The following is a 920-nucleotide window of genomic DNA, read 5'->3' as shown; positions in this document are numbered from 1 at the left end:
TTGCGTTGGGTAATTTCGTTTACTTCCTGCACTGCATTGTTAATTTGCACCGCACCGGCAGCCATTTCGTTCATACTGCTCGAAATAACGCGCGTTAAATCGTCCAGTTTGTGCATTTCCTGTGCTACTTGCTCGCCGCCTTTAAGCATTTCTGCAGAGCCATCGTTTACTTCCACTGTTACCGAGTTTATGTTTTTTATTGCCGCCAGTACTTCTTTACTGCCGTTTTCCTGTTCCCGCATCGCTTCGGTTAAACGGTTACTCATCGATTTTACTTCTTCAGCCAAATTAAAAATAGCATTGAATTTTTCTTCAACCGTACGAGAAGCACCGGAAAGCGTTTCGATTTCCGTACTCAATACTTTAAGCGTTTCGGTAATAGTTTTACCCTGCGCGCTCGATTCTTCGGCAAGCTTACGGATTTCATCGGCAACAACGGCAAAACCCTTCCCCGCTTCTCCTGCGTGAGCCGCTTCGATTGCCGCGTTCATTGCAAGTAAGTTTGTTTGACTTGCAATGTGCTGAATAACGCTGGACGCTTCCATAAGGCTTCCCGATTCTTCGGCAATTTTTTGCGTTATGCTGTTTGAACTGATCAGCGTTTCTTTACCATCTGCAGTAGCTCCCGCCAACGTCTGTATCGAATCGTCGGTTTTTTCCAGCGTTTGCGTAATGGATGCGATATTGGCAACCATTTCCTCTATGGAAGCCGATGACTGTGCAACGCTTGCAGCTTGCGTTTCTATGCTGTTGTTTAATTGTTTTATTGTACGGATAATTTCTTCAATCGTTGCTGCCGTTTCGGTAACGCTTGCGCTTTGTGTGAGCGCTTGCTGTTTTACTCCGTCGATATTTGCACTGATTTCGTGAACGGCACTGGCAGTTTCGGTCATATTGCTTGCAAGCTCGCTGCCGATTTC

Annotated in this window: 1 protein-coding gene; it reads right to left on the bottom strand. The window is 45.9% G+C overall.

Annotated features, from left to right (window positions below; all coding sequences use genetic code 11):
* A partial coding sequence (locus HMPREF9193_RS11415) for a methyl-accepting chemotaxis protein (protein ID WP_021687508.1) occupies positions 1-920 on the bottom strand: 920 nt, incomplete at both ends.

It is taken from the genome of Treponema lecithinolyticum ATCC 700332 (genome assembly GCA_000468055.1).
Lineage (GTDB): Bacteria > Spirochaetota > Spirochaetia > Treponematales > Treponemataceae > Treponema_C > Treponema_C lecithinolyticum.
Note: the sequence above shows the minus strand (reverse complement) of the source record. Positions and strands in the feature narration are given on the sequence as shown.